The sequence below is a fragment of the Pseudothauera nasutitermitis genome, assembly GCF_004801295.1.
Taxonomy (GTDB): Bacteria; Pseudomonadota; Gammaproteobacteria; order Burkholderiales; family Rhodocyclaceae; genus Pseudothauera; species Pseudothauera nasutitermitis.
Genome location: NZ_SSOC01000006.1, coordinates 27291 through 44891, shown reverse-complemented (window position 1 = coordinate 44891; position 17601 = coordinate 27291). Strand labels below are relative to the sequence as shown.

Annotated in this window: 11 protein-coding genes; 5 read left to right on the top strand and 6 right to left on the bottom strand. The window is 65.1% G+C overall.

The genetic code is table 11. The features are described 5' to 3' along the window. Nucleotides 1-88: 88 nt before the first annotated feature. The 6 genes from E6C76_RS16225 to E6C76_RS16205 form a co-directional block, all read right to left on the bottom strand. Entirely contained in the window at nucleotides 89-430 is a 342-nt protein-coding gene (locus E6C76_RS16225; protein ID WP_136349297.1) for a hypothetical protein, read from the bottom strand. A 297-nt stretch (nucleotides 431-727) separates the two neighbouring features. Further along, nucleotides 728-1081 carry a hypothetical protein gene (locus E6C76_RS16220; RefSeq protein WP_136349296.1) on the bottom strand — a complete coding sequence of 118 codons (354 nt, stop codon included), beginning with the start codon at nucleotides 1079-1081 and terminating at the stop codon, nucleotides 728-730. A 199-nt stretch (nucleotides 1082-1280) separates the two neighbouring features. After that, complete coding sequence (locus E6C76_RS22290; RefSeq protein WP_211090252.1) at nucleotides 1281-2111, bottom strand: DUF637 domain-containing protein; 831 nt, start codon at nucleotides 2109-2111, stop codon at nucleotides 1281-1283. Continuing rightward, on the bottom strand, nucleotides 2057-2842 hold the full coding sequence (locus E6C76_RS22640; protein ID WP_331000021.1) for an S-layer family protein: 786 nt from the start codon (nucleotides 2840-2842) through the stop codon (nucleotides 2057-2059). Before E6C76_RS22640 ends, E6C76_RS22290 begins: the two co-directional genes overlap by 55 nt. 100 nt (nucleotides 2843-2942) lie before the next feature. Then, a complete protein-coding gene (locus tag E6C76_RS16210) occupies nucleotides 2943-3245 on the bottom strand; it encodes a hypothetical protein (protein ID WP_136349295.1) in 303 nt (100 codons plus the stop codon). Nucleotides 3246-3344: 99 nt separating this feature from the next. Next, on the bottom strand, nucleotides 3345-10931 hold the full coding sequence (locus E6C76_RS16205) for a two-partner secretion domain-containing protein (RefSeq protein ID WP_211090251.1): 7587 nt from the start codon (nucleotides 10929-10931) through the stop codon (nucleotides 3345-3347). A 489-nt stretch (nucleotides 10932-11420) separates the two neighbouring features. On the opposite strand from E6C76_RS16205, the gene E6C76_RS16200 reads away from it, so the two are divergent. The 5 genes from E6C76_RS16200 to E6C76_RS16180 all read left to right on the top strand — a co-directional run bounded on the left by E6C76_RS16200 (nucleotide 11421) and on the right by E6C76_RS16180 (nucleotide 17599). Next, entirely contained in the window at nucleotides 11421-12680 is a 1260-nt protein-coding gene (locus E6C76_RS16200) for an MFS transporter (protein WP_136349294.1), read from the top strand. Between the two features lie 61 nt (nucleotides 12681-12741). Continuing rightward, on the top strand, nucleotides 12742-15069 hold the full coding sequence (gene ggpS / locus E6C76_RS16195; protein WP_136349293.1) for a glucosylglycerol-phosphate synthase: 2328 nt from the start codon (nucleotides 12742-12744) through the stop codon (nucleotides 15067-15069). 104 nt (nucleotides 15070-15173) lie between these two features. Continuing rightward, the gene (locus tag E6C76_RS16190) at nucleotides 15174-16013 is read left to right on the top strand and encodes an ABC transporter ATP-binding protein (protein WP_136349292.1); all 840 of its coding nucleotides are present in this window, start codon (nucleotides 15174-15176) and stop codon (nucleotides 16011-16013) included. After that, nucleotides 16013-16717, top strand: a complete 705-nt coding sequence (locus tag E6C76_RS16185; RefSeq protein WP_136349291.1) for an ABC transporter ATP-binding protein — start codon at nucleotides 16013-16015, stop codon at nucleotides 16715-16717. Before E6C76_RS16190 ends, E6C76_RS16185 begins: the two co-directional genes overlap by 1 nt. 12 nt (nucleotides 16718-16729) lie before the next feature. After that, nucleotides 16730-17599: a branched-chain amino acid ABC transporter permease gene (locus E6C76_RS16180; RefSeq protein WP_136349290.1), complete on the top strand. Its 870-nt coding sequence runs from the start codon at nucleotides 16730-16732 to the stop codon at nucleotides 17597-17599. Nucleotides 17600-17601 lie beyond the last annotated feature (2 nt).

The window sequence follows — 17601 nt, the reverse complement described above, 5'->3', positions numbered from 1 at the left end:
TCTGTACACCCGGCCAAGCAGCATCATCTACCTATTTTAAAGAGCGTCGGGTGGAGCAAAAATAAATCTGCCATCTCTTTTGTTTTTTTCAGCTAATGGTACAAGACCGGCTAGGACTTTCCGTATCTTCGAAGCGCCAAGAAAGGATCGTACCGTTCGGATCGACCAGCAGCGAATACCGGCAATGTGAAGTCCACTTGATGAAGTAGCGAGTATTGGGCGGCTCTTGATCCACACGATAGTAAATCGCCTCCCCTTTTGGAACAAAAGCTCTATATACATCCCCTGTTTCATTCCGAATTTCATTTGGATCGAATTTTGTTCCAATCAGCCTATCCTTGCTTTCTTTCCAGTAACCGTGATAACACCCACTCACCATAAAAAAACATGCCAGAGTCAGTGAAATTGATATACCTCTTTTGATTTTCATCTATCATTCTCTCTAGATTTATCGACCTTCGGCTTGAGCCAATAGTATTGGTTTGCAAGGCTGCCATAATTCAATATTATCGCAGGAGGCATGGATCCAATATTTGTCGCCACATTTGTCATTTCTTCTACATCCAGCCAATTCATCCAAGTATCGTGGAGCGTAGCAAATGAATTGAATCCCGGGACCGTGTTCAAGACATTACTAATCATCCGGGTATCGTGCAATGTGCCGAAGGCGTTGAAGCTGGGAAACCCATAAACGCAGGCGCTTCATTTCCGCACCTCCTTGTCTTCTTCAATGAATGACACAAGACCGGCCAGGGTCTTTCGTAGCCTCGAAGCGCCATGAAAGGATCGTACCGTTTGGGTCGACCAGCAACGAATACCGGCAATGAGGAGTCCATTGGATGAAGTAGCGGATGTTGGGTGATTCTTGGTCCATACGATAGTAAGCAACCTCATCATCCTGATGGACAGAAGCCTTATATCTATTCATTACTCCAATTCTTGCCATACCAACATTCCAAGATGGATCAAATTTTGTGCCGACCATTTTGTCCCTTTCATCCACCCACATGCTATGCGACACGCATCCCACGCAGAAAATGGAAAGCATCGCGACGGTCATCGAAAAATTCAGCCTCTTCATTTCTTTTCCTCTCGAACCTTGGCTTGTTCGATGGTGGTCTTGAGCCAGTAATATCGATTGGCGGTCCCGCCATAGTTCACTATTATTGCAGGTGGCATGCTACCAAGGTTGATTGCGGTACTACTTATCCCTCTTTCATCGATCCAATTCATCCAAGTGTCGTGTAAGGTACCAAAGGCGTTGAATCCTGGCACGGCATTCAACGCGTTGCTGATCGGTGTTCCGTGGCAAATAGAAAACGATAATAGTCATACATCATTGAAGCCAATATTTTCCCTTCACGCACGACTCCCTCAACGACAACCGTGGGTACGCGGAAGAAACCATCTTCTTGAATGGCAATAAATTTCGCCCCCTCTGACCGGTCTACGCCGGGCCGTAGGTCCGTTTCTCGACCGACCCAGTATTGGTACGCTTCCCCCATTAGTCCGATACCGGCTACCGTCGCCCATTCTTCCGGACTGTTCGCGCCAGTAAGAATCCCCTTGGCAGCGGTATTCAGTGCATAAGCCTTTGCACGCTCGGGCAGATCGGTCAGTATCGTGTTGCCGCGTTCAGTCGTTGTACGGCCCCACATATCCGTATACGCCCCTAAGCCGGCGATTGCTGCTGCACTCGCATAGCCCTTAAGCGCATCGGTTTCCTTGAGCGCCGCGCCCAGGTCCCCTCCGTTGTTGATCGTGCTGATCGCCATGTTGCTCGCCGCCGAGGTCGCCGCCGCCGTCAGCGCCACGTTCGTCCAGCCCGCCGGGATCGCCGCCGCCGTGGCCGTGGCTGGCACTGCTGCCGCCAGCGCCGAGCCGGCCTGCGCGCCCGAGCCGATCCAGGTGCTCGTCATCGGCCCGGTCACCGCCACCGCCACGATCGCCACCACCAGGCTCAGCCCCGCTCCCAGCCCCGAATGGCTGTACTTGAAGCTGTCGTGCACTTCCTTCACGCGCTGCCAATCCACGTCCCCGCGCGCTTCCATCTCCTTCAACCACGCCAACTGCGGTTCGGCCTGCACCAGCGCGTCGATGGTCTGCCCCACCGTCTGCGCATTGACTTCCGGGATGTCGATGCTGATCCGGCCCGCCGCGCGGATCGCCAGCTCGCAGCACCTGCATCCAGGCTGCCCACCGCCCGCAGCGTGCCCTGGTTGGAAAGTTCGCCGCCGCTGATCAGCGTCACGTCCCGGCCCTGGATCAGCGCCCCGGTCGGGCCCAGCCGGCCTTCGGCCTGCGCCAGGTACAGCACCGGCACCAGCACTTCTTCCCCATTCACTTCGTACGCTTCGAGCCACACGATGTCGTGCGTGAGCGCGGCCACCTGCTCGGCTGTCAGGCTCACCCCCAACGACAGGTTCAGCGCGTCCTTGCTCGCCACCGCGTTGTCCATCAGGTAGCGGTACATCGCTTCGTCCGAGCCCAGCCCGGCCAGATAGCGCTGCCCGGTACGCGCCACCACCGCTTCGCGGATCAGACGCTGCTCGTACAGCCCGTCGCCCAGCCGCCGCCAGGACGTGTCCCCATCCTCGCCCAGCAGACCCAGCAGGTAGTCCGAGCCCAGGAAATTGGCCAGTTCGGTCAGCGCAGGGTTCGTCTCGATCAGGTACGGGGGCTTCGGCGCGCCGGACTCGGACGGGGGCAGCGGGCTGGTCTGCTGCTGCGAAAGGTCGGAAAAAGCAGCAATCCGGGCCAGGGCCGGATGCATGGGGTTGAAGATCAGCGTGGCGCTGAGCGCCCAGACAAGGATGCGACTGGCCGAAGTACGGAGGTTCATCGCAAACTACAGAAAATGGGGCATGTGGGAGATTTGAAGGAGCACTGGATCAAAATTTATGCCATACAAACACACAATCTGTACACCCGGCCAAGCAGCATCATCTACCTATTTTAAAGAGCGTCGGGTGGAGCAAAAATAAATCTGTCATCTCTTTTGTTTTTTCAGCTAATGGTACAAGACCGGCTAGGATTTTCCGTATCTTCGAAGCGCCAAGAAAGGATCGTACCGTTCGGATCGACCAGTAGCGAATACCGGCAATGTGGAGTCCATTTGATGAAATAGCGAGTATTGGGTGGTTCTTGATCCACACGATAGTAAACCCCCTCCCCTTTTGGAACAAAAAATCTATATCCACCCCCTGTTTCATCCCGGTTTTTACTTGGATCGAATTTTGTTCCAATCAACCTATCCTTGCTTTCTTTCCAGTAACCATGATAACACCCACTCACCATAAAAAAACATGCCAGAGTCAGTGAAATTGATATACCTCTTTTGATTTTCATCTATCATTCTCTCTAGATTGATCGACCGTCGGCTTGAGCCAATAGTATTGGTTGGCAAGGCTGCCATAATTCAATATTAGCGCAGGAGGCATGGATCCAATATTCGTCGCCACATTTGTCATTTTATTTACATCCAACCAATTCATCCAAGTATCGTGGAGCGTAGCAAATGAATTGAATCCTGGAACTGCATTCAAGGCATTGCTGATCGGCATTCCATGGCAAATAGATAAAGCTGACGTGCAAACATCATTCAGCCCAATGTTTTTCCCTTCGCGCACAACTCCCTCAACGATAACTGTGGGTACACGGAAGAAACCGTCTTCTGGAATGGGGAAAAATTTTGCTCCCTCTGGCCTGTCCACACCGGGCCGTAGGTCCGATTCTCGACCTACCCAGTATTGGTACGCCTCTCCCATCAGTCCGATACCAGCCACGGTCGCCCACTCCTCAGAACTGCTGGCACCGGTAAGCACACCTTTGACGGCAGTATTCAGTGCATAGGCCTTTGCACGTTCGGGCAGATCGGTCAGTATCGTGTTGCCGCTTTCAGTCGTTGTACGGCCCCACATATCCGTATACGCTCCTAAGCCGGCGATTACTGCGGCGCTTGCATAGCCCTTCATGGCATCGCCCGAGAAGGTCAGCTTGAACGCTTCGCCCAGGTCCCCGCCACTGTTGATCGTGTTGATCGCCATGTTGCTCGCCGCCGAGCTCATGGCCGCCGTCAGCGCCACGTTGGCCCAGCCCGCCGGGATCGCCGCCGCCGTCGCCGTGGCCGGGAGCGCCGCCGTCAGCGCCGAGGTGGCCGGCGCGCCCGAGCCGATCCAGGTGCTCATCATCGGCCCGGTCACCGCCGCCACCACGATCGCCACCACCAGCGCAAGCCCCGGGCCCATGCCCGAATGGCTGTACTTCCACTGGTCGTGCACTTCCTTCACGCGCTGCCAATCCACGTCCCCGCGCGCTTCCATCTCCTTCAGCCACGCCAGCTGCGGGTCCGCCTGCACCAGCGCGTCGATCGTCTGGCTCACCGTCTGCGCATTGACTTCCTTGATGTCGATGCTGATCCGGCCCGCCGCACGGATCGCCAGCTCACCTCCGGCCACCAGTTCGCTCTGGCGCAGCGTCTCGTCCGTCTTGCCCTTGCCCTTGGCCGAGGTCCACGCCCAACTGCTCTTGCTCTTCTCGTGGCTTTCCTGCTTCAGGTCCATCACCCCTTCGAAGGCGATCTCTCCGCCACTGTCCAGGGTCAGATCCCCGCCGCTGGTCAGCTTCGCCACCTGGTAGGTCTGGTCACCGCCGCTTTCCAGCGTGACGCTTTCGCCCGCGCTCACCTGGCTGCCCACCTGGGTGATCACGGTCACTTCGTCGCGGCGCATCTTCTTGCGACCGAAGCTGCCCTTTTTCTTCTTGTCGTAGAGGCTGTAACTCAGATCCTCCGCAGCCAGCAGCGCCACCTCGCCGCCGGCGTACAGGTAGGCTTCGCCCCCGGCTTGCGCCGCGCTGGCCACCAGCGTCAGGTCCTCACCGGCCGCCAGCAGCAGGTTGCCGCCCGCTTCCACCTCGGCCGCCTGCTGGCGCACGCTGAGCTTTTCATCGTGGATCTTCTTGCGGCTGCTCCGGTAGCGGTAGTCCGTGTGCGAGACGTCGGCCGCCGACGACAGCGTCAGGTCGCCGCCGGCCAGCAGGAACGCGTCCCCGCCGGCTTGCACCCGGCTGGCGATCACCGCAAGGTCACGCCCGGCAGCGGCCTCCAGGTGACCGCCCACCGTCACGTCGGCGGCATGCTGGGTGGTCTGTCCTGCGCTCCAGAAATGACGCTTGTCCTGGCGCATCTGGCCTTCTTGCGCTTGCGCGGCGCTAATCACCAGGTCGTTGCCGGCGTGAAGTTCGGCGTTGCCAGCGGCGCTCAGCGCCCCCCCTGTATTCTGGATATCGCGACCCGCCGACAGACTGAGATCCCCCCTCGCCTCGATCTGTGCCGCGTTGTCGAGCAGGCTGCCATACTGGCTGAAACCCCGCCCTTCGGCGGAATAGCTCGTCACCGTACGCGCGTTGAGGATGTCCTGCCCGGCGATCAGGCTGACGTCGCGCCCGTTGATGATCCCGCCCTGGACGTTGCGGATGCTCTCGGTGGCCAGCAGTTGCAGGCGCTCCTCGGCTTCGATCAGCCCGCTGTTGGCGATGTGCTGGGCACTCAGATCCAGCTCGCCGCTGGCGCGCAGGGTGCCCTGGTTGTTCAGTGCGCCGCCGCTGATCAGGGTCACGTCACGGCCCTGGATCAGCGCGCCGTTGGCCGCCAGCCGGCCCTCGGCCTGGGCCAGATAGAGCACCGGCACCAGCACTTCTTCCCCATTCACTTCGTACGCTTCCAGCCACACGATGTCGTGCGTGAGCGCGGCCACCTGGTCGGCCGTCAGGCTCACCCCCACCGACAGGTTCAGCGCGTCCTTGCTCGCCACCGCGTTGTCCATCAGGTAGCGGTACATCGCCTCGTCGCTGCTCAGCCCGGCCAGGTAGCGCTGACCGGTGCGCGCCACCACCGCTTCGCGGATCAGACGCTGCTCGTACAGCCCGTCGCCCAGGCGTTTCTGCGCCTGGTCCGGGTCGTAGCCGAGGTTGGCCAGCAGGTAGTCCGAGCCCAGGAAGTGGGCCAGCTCGGTCAGCGCAGGGTTGGTTTCGATCAGGTACGGGTGGGCACCTGCCGGACGGGAGGCGATGGGCGAGCCCTGGGCATGCTGCAACTGCTGGGCCGGCAGGCTGTCGCCATGACCGGCGCTGGCGGATTGCTGCTCGCCTCCCTGGCCACTCAGGCGGAACAGGCCGTTATCGCCGACAGGCAGGCTGAAGCCTGGCAGCTCAAGCGGGTTGACCTGCTGCTGGGAAAGATCAGGCGGTAGCTGGGGGTTGAGGGTGACGACCACGGGCTGGGTCGAGCCATGCACGGCAGTACCTGCCTCCCGCTCCGAACCGCTCGCCACGGCTTGCTGCAGCACGACGCCGTTGTCCACAGCACCCGCAACGGTGACGGAAACGGCGCCACCTGCCTGGATGATGGCCGCGGCTGCCACCCCGGTCGGCGTGACCTCGGTGATGTCACTCACCAGGGTGAAACGCGACAGGGCTTCGACGGGCACCTCCTTGGGCAGGGCCTGGGCATTGTAGGGGTTGATGTGGTTGTAGCGGAAACGCTCATCGGTGCCGTCGGTCACCCGGCCGGTATTCCAGGTGCGGATTCGCACGCTCTGTCCGGTGGCGGCGCCCTGGTTATCCAGACGCTCTGCCTCGATGCGCAGGTCGCCGGCAGCGGCGATGGTGCTGTAGCGGTTTTCCAGGCTGCCAACCACCAGGTTCAGATCGGCCCCGCTTTGCAGCAGGGCACTGGGAGAGTCTTCGACGACTCGGCTCTCGAAGACCTCCCTGGCAATGTAGTCCACGTTATGGTGATCGCCGCCGCAGTCGTAGCATCTGACGCTGATCTGCCCCGAGGCCTGTTCATACTCGACGGCGAAGACGTCCTTGCGGTTGATCAACTGCGAGACGGCCAGACTGAGGTCGCCTGCCGACTCCAGTGTGGCGGAGATGTTCTCCAGTAGAGCGCCCGCATGGCCCTCGTCGTCCTGCGCCAGGTCGATGGCCCCCAGGCTGTACACATCCGCAAACCGGTTGGTGAAGCTGTTCACCCGCAGCGCCATGTCCCCGCCGCTGAAGATCAGGCCGTTCTCGTTGCGCAGGGTCGGGGCATACAGCCGAAGGTTCTCGGCGCTGCCCAGGGTGCCGGAGTTGATCAGGCTGGCGGCGCGCACGGTGAGGTCGCCGTCGGCGGTGAGTTGGCCACGGTTGACGGCCTGGCCGCTGAAGGTCAACTGGCTGAGCGCACCACCGGCGATGCTGCCGGCGTCGGCCAGGTCGAGGCTGGCGCCCTGTAGGCTGAGGTCGCCCAGGCTGGTCAGGCGACCGCTGCCGCCGTAGGCACCGCTCAGGGTCAACTCGAGGCTGCCGTCGCTGGCGATCAGGCCGGCGTTGCTCCAGTCGCCGCCGCGGGCGCTCAGGCGCTGCGTCGCCAGCAACTGACCGCTGGCGCTCTGGGTGAAGGTGCCGACGTCGAGGGTCAGCTCGCGCGCCTGCAGGGTGCCGCTGTGGTTCCAGGTGGCCGCATTGACGCTCAGGGCGCCGTTGCTGATCAGTGTGCCACCGGCCTGCACCAGGCTGCTGCTGGCCAGGCCGAAGTTGCCGCTGCCGAGGTGCAGGATCGAACCGTCGGCATTGAGCAGGCTGCCGGGGGTCAGGGCAAGGTCGCTATTGGCCACTTCGATGCGGCCGCCACGGTTGTCCAACGCACCGCTGGTGGTCAGGCGGCTCTCGCCGCCCTGGCCCAAGGCACGCAGGGCACCCTGGCGGTTGTCCAGGCTGGCGGCGCCGAAGCGCAGGGCATCCCCGGCCTCGATCAGGCCATGGGCATTGTTCAGCGCGCCACTCAGACTGAAGTCGATGCTGTGCGCCGCGACCTTGCCGCCCTGGCCGGCGGCCGCGCCCTGGTTGGCGAAGCTGCCGGCGTACAGGTTGAGCAGGCTGCCGGCGTACAGGCCGCCGCCCTGGTTGTCGAAGGTGCCGGTCTGGATACGGGCATTGCCCGCAACGGCGGAGAGGTGCCCGCCGGCATTGAGCACCTGGCCGTTAGCCGTGGTGTTCAGGTCGATATCCTGCTTGGCCTGGGTGGTGCCGCCACGGTTGTCGAACAGGCTGGCCAGGGCCAGCTTGATGCCACCGAGGGTACTGGCAAGGATGCCACCATTGCTGTTGTCCAGGCGTTCGGCGCTCAGCTCGAGGTCGCCGCTTTCGCTGAGTATGCGCCCACTCTGGTTGCTCGCGGCCGCCTCGATGACGACATCGATCAGGCCCCTGGCCTGCAGGGTGCCGGCATCGTTGATCAGGCTGTCCGCTTCGATCGTCAGGCCGCCCTGGCGACTGTAGATCAGTCCTTCGGCGCGGTTGATCAGGGCACCGCTGAGCTTCAGCGTCATGTCACCCTGGCCGGCCAGGACACCTTGGGTGTTGTCCAGGCTGGCGGCGAACAGTTCCAGCGGGCCCTGGCTGGCCAGTTGCCCGCCACGGTTGTCGAGGCTGCCCAGGTTCAGTACCAGCGGCCCGCCGCTGGCGAGCTGACCGGCGCTGTTGTTGCGCAGGGTTCCGCTCAGGCTGGCGCTCAGGGTTCGGGCGGCGGTCAGGCTGCCGCCGCTGTTGTCGAGGCCGCCGCCGCTGAGCAGCAGATCACCCGCCGAGACGATCCGGCCGTCCTGGTTGAGCACCTGACCGGCCTCGAGGCTGAGATCCGGGGCGCTAATCAGGCCCTGGCTGGCGTTGTTCAGCGTGCCGGCGATGTTCAGGTCGATGCCGGTTTCGCTGGAGAGGATGCCCTGGCCATGGTTGTCCAGGCTGCCGGCCCGAAGGCGCTGGGCGCCCTGGCTGACCAGCGCCCCGCCGCCACTGTTGTCGAGCGTGCCGCTGAGGTTCACCTCCAGCGCGCCGTCACGACTGGAGACGGTGCCCTGGTCGCGGTTGTCGAGACTGGCGCCGTCGATACGAATGCCGCTCCAGCCAGAGAGCAGCCCAGCGCCCGAGTTGTCCACCGAGTCGACATCGAGCGCCAGTTGCCCTGCAGCAATCAACCGGCCACCTTGACTGTTGTCCAGTTGCCGGCCGGCAATGGCCATATCACCCGTACTCGACAGCTCGCCGCCGCCGTTCCTCAGTTCGCCGACCTGGCTCAGGGTCAGATCTTCCCCGGCAGCGATCAGGCCGCCCTGGTTGTCCAGGGTGCCGCTCCGCAGGTCGAGGCTGACGCTGCCCTCGCCGATCAGTTGGCCGCCGTGCTGCACCAGTTCGCCCACACGCACGGCGAGCGTCCCCTTGGCGGACACTTCGCCCCGATTGGAGGAGTCGAGCCGGTCGGCGTCGAGGGCGAGGGCGCCGGCGCTGTTGATCAGCCCCTGGTCGCGGTTGTCGACCCCTTGTGCGCTCAGGCTCAGCGCCTGCCTGCCACTGAGTACACCGCCACGGTTGTCCAATTGGCCAATAGCGGCGTCCAGACGGGTCTGACTGAGGATCAGGCCATCCTCGCGGTTGTCCAGCCGCCCAGCCGTGAGCTGGAGGTCGCCATGGCTGTGGATATCGCCCTGGCGGTTGTCGAGCGCCTCGCGCACGCTGATCGCGACGCTCCCCTGGCTTTGCAGCAGGCCCCCCGCGTTGTCGAGGTGCGTGCCGTCGATCTTCAACTGTTGCTCGGCCAGCACCCGGCCCTGGCGGTTGTCCAGATGCCCAGCCTCGACCTGGGCCAGGCTCTTGCCGCTGAGGGTGCCGCCACGGTTGTCCAGGCTCTGCTCGACCTTGACGTCGAGCTGACCATTGCCGATCAAGGTGCCGGCATTGCGCAGTTGCTGGGCGCTGACCCGCAGGTCGGCAGCGGCGCGGCCGTTGTCCGGCTGGACACCCGCCTCGACCACCCCCTGGTTGACCACCTGCGCCCCCTGCAAGGTGACCGTGCCCGCCGCCGCCAGGCTCTGCCGCACGTCGAGCCGGCCCTGGGCGGCGATCTCGGCCTCGCCGCCGGCGTAGGTCTTGCCGGTCAGATCCAGGTCGCCGGCCTTGAGCGCCAGATCGCCAGCGGCAGCCGTCTGCGCCAGGCTCAGCTTGCCGCTGGCATCGATGCGGATGTCGCCGGCGCTGGCCGCCAGATCGCCGGCCAGCTTCACCCCTACCCCGGCCTCGGTACCCACCAGGCGGATGGCGCCGGCGTACATGCCGCCCAGCGCCGAACTGTCGATGGCCAGCATGGGCTGCGCGCTGCCGGCGCCGGCCTTGGCGGTAGCGGCCAGGCTGTCGGCGTCCACCTGGTTGCGCCCGGCGACGATGTTCAGCCGGTTGGCGTGAATCTCGGCGTTGATCCGCGCGCTGCGGGTGATCAGGTCGAACTGGTCGATATTGCTGGCGTTGAGCCCGGCCCCCTCGATGGCGATCTGCCCGCCATCCACGTCGAAGTGATCCAGGCGCCCGTCTTCGAGGATCGGCCGGCCAGTGGAGAGGGTCGCCCGCGGGGTGTTGATGAAACCGCAGCCGTCGCAGCTGATGCCGTGGGGGTTGGCGACTATGACCCGCGCGGCCTGCCCGGCCACCTCGGTGTAGCCGCGCAACTGGCTGGGGTTGGTGCCGGTTACCTCGTTGAGGATCATCCCGGCGGCCTTGCCCTGCAGATTGGGGTTGCCGAGGATGATCCCGCCGAGTTGGGTCGACTGGGTGCGCTCGGTGGCGTTGTTGAGGATCAGCCCCTGGCTGCCGACGTTGTAGTCGGTGAAGCGGTTGTGCGACAGCCCGCGTGCGTTGGGCGCGGCGATGTTGACCACCGGCACGCCGTTGCCGGCCTGGCCGAGCGTGGTCGTGCCGTTTGCCACCGTGATCTGGGCCAGCGCGGGTGCCATCGGGTTGAGGGTCAGCGTGGCGGTGAGCACCCAGGCCAGGCTGCGGCTGGCCGGGCTGCGCAGGTTCATCGGCGTTTCCGGCACAGAGGCGGTGGTGTTCTTCATGGCGGGAAAGGCGGCTCGGTCAGAGGAGGAGTTCGACGCGCAAGTGCAGCGGGTGCTCGCCGGCGGGCAGAACGTCCGGGCGTACGAGAGACTGGGCCTCGGAGCGGGAGACAGGCGAAGGGGGATGAGGCCGGAAAGGCATGGAGGAAAGATCGCCGGCGGACGCCGCGAGCCTGCCTGAGGCATGCTTCGCCAAGCGTTCAATGCCAACGGAAAATAAGTTCAATCTGGTCATGCAACAGAACTAATTTAGTTATCCAAAAAAAGTATGTCAAAAAATTTCTCCTCTGCGCGGCAAACTCGCCAGGGAGCCCAGTGCAAACAAGCATTGCTGGGCCGCACGGGCCGGGTCGCTTTGCGTTAGAATATTGGCGCAAATATATTGGCGCGACGGGTCATCCGCCTTCGGACGGACGGCGAACACCGTGGCGCCGGTTCCCCGCCGCCCGCCCCCCTCGCGCGGCAGCGGAAACGGAAGAACACGACCGCATGCTGCCCCTGCTGCTACCCATCGGCGCACTGCTCGCCGGAATCGCCCTGATGCTCACCGGCACCGGGCTGCTCAACACGCTGCTGGCCCTGCGCGGCAGCGTGGAGGGGTTCAGCGACCAGACCCTGGGGCTGATCGGCTCTGCCTACTTCGTCGGTTTCTTCGCCGGCACCTTCGTGGCCCCGCCGTTGATCCGCCGCATGGGCCATGTGCGCGCCTTCGCCTTTTTCGGCGCGGCCACGGCGGCCTGCGTGCTGGCGCACGCGCTGCTCGCCGAGGCGTGGTTCTGGATGCTGCTGCGGGTGATCACCGGCATCGCCCTGGTGGGTTTCTACACGGTGATCGAGAGCTGGCTGAACAGCCAGGCGCCGGGCGAGCGGCGCGGACAGATCTTCGCCATCTACATGGCGGTGAACCTGTTCGCGCTGGCCGGCGCGCAGCAGTTTCTCCATCTCGCCGCGCCGGCGGCGTTCACCCTGTTCGCGGTGGCGGCAATCAGCGTGATGCTGGCGCTGATGCCGGTGATGGCCACCCGCCTGCCGCCGCCGCCGCTCACCGATACCCCGCGCCTGCCCATCCGCCGCCTGTGGGAGGCAGCCCCGGTGGCGATCGGCGGCGCGCTGGCCTCCGGGCTGGCGATGGGCGCGTTCTGGGGGCTGGGCGCGGTATACGCCGGCCGCATCGGCCTGCCGGCGGACGGCGTGGCGACGTTCATCAGCCTGACGATCCTGGCCGGCGCCCTGCTGCAGTGGCCCATCGGCCGGCTGTCGGACAGCATGGACCGCCGCTACGCACTGGCGCTGGTGGCCGCGGTGGCTGCCGCCGGGGGGGTGATGATGGCCATCCTGGGCAACTTCGGCCTGGCCGTGCTGGTGGGCTGCGCAATTTTCGGCGCGGCCGCCTTCGCGGTGTATCCGGTGGTGGTCGCCCACCTCATCGACCACCTGCACCACGACGAGATCCTCTCCGGCAACGCCGGCCTGCTGCTGGTGCATGGCGCGGCGGCGGCCGTCGGCCCGGCGCTGGCCGGCGTGCTGATGGACTGGATCGGCCCGGCCGCGCTGCCGCTGTATTTCGCCGCGATGTTCGCCCCGGCGGCCGCCTTCGCGCTGCTGCAGGCACGCCGCGGCGCGGATGAGATCGTCGATGACCCCGCGCAGTTCATGCCGATGCTGCGCACCTCACCCACCGTGCTGGAGATGATGAACCCGCCCGAGGCCGCGCCGCCGGAAGCCCCGGCGGCCACACACGCCGACTGAACCACGCACCCACGTTGTCGGCATCCCATGTCGGCGCTCACCCTTCCCAGGAGAAACGCACATGCTGCTTGCCACCGACCTGGACGGCACCTTTCTCGCCGGCGATCCGGACAATCGCCAGCGCCTCTACCAACTGATCAGCGCGCACCCCGAAATCCGCCTGGTGTTCGTCACCGGGCGCGGCCTGGAGGTGGTGCTGCCGCTGCTCGCCGATCCCACCATTCCGGTGCCCGACTACATCGTCTGCGACGTCGGCGCCACCGTGGTCGACGGCCACAGCCGGCAGGCCGTGCTGCCCCTGCAGACCGAGGTGGAACAGCGCTGGCCGGGCGAGCGCGCGGTGGCCGACGCGATGGCACGCTTTCCCGCGCTGGAACGCCAGGAGGTGCCGCAGCAGCGGCGCTGCTCGTACTTCTGCGCGGCCGGCGCGGTCGATGACGAGGTGCGCGCCACCGCCGAGGCGCTGGGCTGCGACGTGCTGTATTCGGCCGACATGTATCTGGACATCCTGCCGCGCGGGGTGAACAAGGGCAGCACGCTGCGCGCGCTGGTCGCCCACCTGGCCATCCACCCCGACGAGGTGCTGGTGGCCGGCGACACGCTCAACGATCTGTCGATGTTCGAGGCCGGCTTCAAGGGCGTGTGCGTGGGCGAATCCGAACCCGCACTGCTCGAAGCCACCCGCGACCGCGCGCGCGTGCTGCATTCCGCGCATACCGGCTGCGGCGGCATCCTGGAGGCCATCGGCCATTTCGGCTTCCTCGGCCCGCAGGGCGTGGAGGCCGAACTGCGCGCCATGGAGGCGCGCGGGCGTTCCGACCTGGTGATGGTGTACCACCGCCTGCCCTACGAGGAGGGCTTCGAGGAGGGCCGCATCGTGCGCCGCCGGCCGACCTCGCCCAACGGCATCATTCCGACGCTGCTGGGCTTCTTCGGCGACGGCCGGCGCGGTGCCTGGGTAGCCTGGTCCATCCACGACCCCAAGCGCGCCATCCCCTTCGAGACGCACACCGACGTGGATCGCGCCCGCTATCCCAACCTGGTGGCCGCCCGCGTGGCGCTCTCCAAGGAAGACGTGGACGTGTTCTACAAGCGCTTCTCCAAGGAAGCCTTCTGGCCCACGCTGCACACTTTCTGGGAACGCGCGGTGTTCCGCGACGAAGACTGGGTGGTGTTCCTCAAGGTCAACCGCCTGTTCGCCGAACGCACCGCGGCGGAAGCCGCCGAGGGTGCGGTGGTGTGGCTTCACGACTACAACCTGTGGATGGTGCCGGCCTTCCTGCGCGAACTGCGCCCGGACCTGAAGATCGCCTTCTTCCACCACACCTATTTCCCCTCGGCCGACGTGTTCAACGTGCTGCCGTGGCGGCGCGAGATCGTCGGCAGCCTGCTGCAGTGCGACTACGTGGGCTTCCACATTCCGCGCCAGGCGGAGAACTTCGTCGACGTGGCGCGCGGCGTGGCGCCGGTCAAGGTGCTCGAGACGAAAAGCTGCGCGCCGCGCTTTCTCAGCTACGGCTGCGCGGTGGGCCTGGAGGAAGTCACCACGGCCATCGAGGTGCATGGCCGGCGCATCGGCCTGGGCGCGCACCCGGTGGGGCTGGACGTGGGCCGCGTGCGCGCGGTGCTCGACGACCCGCGCAACGCCGAACGCATGGCCGCGCTGCGCCGCGAACTGGCCGGGCAGCGCGTGATCCTGTCGGTGGAACGGCTGGATTACACCAAAGGCACGCTGGAGAAGCTGGGCGCCTTCGAGGCACTGCTCGACACCCACCCGGAACTGCGCGGCAAGGTCTCGCTGCTCGCCGTGTGCGTGCCGGCGGCGCGCGAGATGACCATCTACGACACCCTGCAGCACCAGATCGAGCAGGCCGTGGGGCGCATCAACGGGCGCTTTTCCAGCGTGGGCTGGACGCCGGTGCAGTTCTTCTTCCGCGCGCTGCCGTTCGAGGAGGTGGTGGCCTGGTACGCCATGGCCGACGTGATGTGGATCACCCCGCTGCGCGACGGGCTGAATCTGGTGGCCAAGGAATACGTGGCCGTGCAGGGCCTCACCGAAGGGCGCGGAGTGCTGGTGCTGTCCGAATTCGCCGGCGCCGCCGCCGAACTGCACGGCGCGCTGCTGACCAACCCGCACGACCCCGTCGACCTGCGCGAAAAGCTCTATCTGGGCATCGCGATGAACCGCGCCGAGGCCGAGGCGCGCCTGCGCGAACTGTTCGGCGTGGTCCGCCACAACGACATCCACCGCTGGGGGCAGGACTTTCTCGACGCGGTCACCGAGGCGGCCGCATCCAGTCTTTCCGCCGCACCCCAGGCAACGGCCCAACCGGGGGCGCCGGGGACTGCTGGTTCTCCCGAACTTCCCGCACGCCACCCAATACGGTAATCTCCCCGCCCCATAACCGAAACATAACCGACCCCCGGCGGCCCGCGCGGCCGGCGGGGGTCCGCGCCGCGCCCACGGCGGGGCGGCGCCCACTGGACAACAACATGCTAGAACTGGACGGCCTGGTCAAAGCGTTCGGGGGCTTTCACGCGGTCGATGGCTGTTCGCTGCGCGTGAACAAGGGCGAGATTCTCGGCCTGATCGGCCCGAACGGCGCGGGCAAGACGACGCTCTTCAATCTCATCGCCGGCGCCCTGCAACCGACCTCGGGCACCATCCGCTTCCTTGGCGAGGACGTCACCCACCTGCCCACCGACGCGCTGTTCCACAAGGGCCTGGTGCGCACCTTCCAGATTCCCCACGAGTTCCACCGCCTGACCGCGCTGGAGAACCTGATGATGGTGCCGCCGCGCCAGCCGGGCGAAAGCCTGTTCGCCAACTGGCTGGCCTGGGGCAAGGTGCGCCGCGCCGAAGAGGAGGTGCACCGCAAGGCCGAGGACACGCTGGCCTTCCTGGAACTCGGCCACGTCGCCCACGAGCGCGCCGGCAACCTCTCTGGCGGCCAGAAGAAGCTGCTCGAACTGGGCCGCACGATGATGACCGACGCCCAACTGGTGCTGCTCGACGAGCCGGCCGCCGGCGTCAACCGCACCCTGCTGCGCAAGCTCGAAGAGAAGATCCTGATCCTCAACCGCGAACGCGGCTACACCTTCATCCTCATCGAGCACGACATGGAGATGATCGAGAAGCTGTGCGACCCGGTGGTGTGCATGGCCGAGGGCAAGGTGCTGATCCAGGGCGACTTCCACACCGTGCGCTCGGACACGCGCGTGCTGGAGGCCTACCTCGGCGAGACCGCGTCGGCCATCGAGCGCAACGAGGCGGAACACGACCCCAGGGTGGAAGACATGCGAGAACAAGAACTGCCGCGGGAGGACCTGTGATGCCACTGCTCGACATGCGCGACGTGCGCGGCGGCTACGGTGACGCGGACATCCTGCAGGGCGTCTCGATCACCGTCGCCGAGAAGGAAATCGTGGTCATCGTCGGCCCCAACGGCGCTGGCAAATCCACCGCAATGAAGGCCGTGTTCGGCCTGCTCAACGTGCGCGGCGGGCAGATCGTCTTCGACGGCGAGGAGATCACCGGCTGGGCGCCCAACCGCATCGTGCAGCGCGGCGTGTGCTACGTGCCGCAGGTGGACAACGTGTTCCGCGAGATGACGGTGCACGAGAACTTCGAAATGGGCGGCTTCCTGCGCAGCGGCGACCTGTCCGCCGCCTACGACCGGGTGTACCAGCTGTTCCCCGACCTCAAGGCCAAGCGCAGGAACCTCGCCGGCGACCTCTCCGGCGGCCAGCGCCAGATGGTCGCCATGGGCCGCGCGCTGATGCTCGACCCCAAGCTGCTGCTGCTCGACGAGCCCACCGCTGGCCTGTCGCCCAAATACATGGAGCAGATCTTCCAGATCACCCGCGACGTGCGCGATGCCGGCGTGTCCATCCTGCTGGTGGAACAGCACGCCAAGCAGGCGCTGGCCTTCTGCGACCGCGGCTACGTGCTGGCCACCGGCGCCAACCGCCACGAAGGCACCGGCCAGGCGCTGCTCGCCGACCGGGAAGTGGCCGAGATGTTCCTCGGCGGCTGAGAGATCCCATCCATGACCCTGCTCGATTTCCTCAACTTCTACCTGGTGCCGGGCATCGTGCTCGGCGCCATCTACGCGGTGGGCGCCATCGGCATCACGCTGGTGTTCGGCATCCTGCGCTTCGCCCACTTCGCCCACGGCGACATGGCCACGCTGGGCGCCTTCATCGCCCTGGCGCTGGCCGCCAGCGGCATGGACCCGTGGGTCGCGCTGCCGCTGGCGATGGCGATCACCGCGGTGATCGCCATCGGCGTGGACCGCAGCTTCTACGACTACCTCTCGCGCCGTCCGAAGATCCTCACCGTGATGGCCTCGCTGGGCGTGGCGCTGATGCTGCGCGCGGTGGTGCAGGTGGTATGGGGCGTGGACCCCACCACCTACGTCACCGGCATCGTGCGCCCGGAGGAGTATTTCGGCATCCTGCTGCGCCCGCGCGAGCTGAACACCCTGCTTACCGTGGTGCTGATCGTCGTCGGCCTGGAACTCTTCCTGCGCAAGTCCAAGTGGGGCAAGGCCATGCGCGCGATGTCGGACAACCCGGATCTGGCCCGCCTGTCCGGCGTGGACAACCGCAAGGTCACCATGCTCACCTGGGCCATCGTCGGCGCACTGTGTACGGCCTCCGGCTTCATGCTCGGCATCAACACCGAACTGCATTCGATGATGGGCTGGCAGCTGCTGCTGCCGATGTTCGCCGCCGCCATCCTGGGCGGCGTCGGCCGCGTGCAGGGCGCCGTGCTGGGCGGCCTGATCGTCGGCATCACCGAGGAACTCTCGGTGTTCGTCGTGCCGGCGCAGTACAAGGCGGCCACAGCCTTCGCGCTGCTGCTGATCATCCTGCTGGTCCGCCCGCGCGGCCTGCTCAACGGCAAAGTTCTCTGAGG